At 69.6% G+C, this 589-nt stretch carries 1 protein-coding gene; it reads right to left on the bottom strand.

The annotated features are described in order from the left end of the window. Positions 1–22 precede the first annotated feature (22 nt). On the bottom strand, positions 23–589 hold a 567-nt coding region (locus Q8X39_RS20470), incomplete at its 5' end, for a transposase (protein ID WP_305751544.1).

Genomic DNA, 589 nt, shown 5'->3' with positions numbered 1-589 from the left:
GCCTGAGCAACCGTCTTGAAGGTCAAGTGTCGTGAAGCATCGGCACCCACCTGGAACGCTGTTTGGCGATGGCATTGAGCACGCCAATGAGCTTGCGCATGGCGGCGACCAGGGCCACCTTCTTGCGTTTGCCGTTGGCGAGCAGCCGTTCGTAGAACACCCGGAACACCGCGCAGTGACGCACGGCCACGAGCGTGGCCATGTAAAGGGTGCGACGCACTTCGGCCCGCCCGCCCCAGATGGCGCGTTGGCCGCGCATCTGGCCCGAATCGCGGTTGAGCGGGGCCACGCCCACCAGCGCGGCCGCGCGGCGCCGGTCGAGCTGACCCAGCTCGGGCAACTCGGCCAGCAGCACGGCCACGCTGGTCGTGCCGATGCCCGGCACGCTGCTCAGCGCGGCGGCCAGTTCGGCGTGATGGCGCTGGACATGGGCGCCCACCTCGGTGTCGCTGTCAGCCAGTTCACGCTTGAGGAACTCGATGACCCGCTCGATGCTGGGTCGCGCCGCCGCGTGCGCCAGGCGCATGCGCTGGCGCTCGGCGGTGAGCATCTGCACCAGCTGGCGCCGACGCAGCACCAGCGCCTGCAG

This window comes from Leptothrix discophora (assembly GCF_030705305.1).
Classification (GTDB): domain Bacteria; phylum Pseudomonadota; class Gammaproteobacteria; order Burkholderiales; family Burkholderiaceae_C; genus Sphaerotilus; species Sphaerotilus discophorus.
Note: the sequence above shows the minus strand (reverse complement) of the source record. Positions and strands in the feature narration are given on the sequence as shown.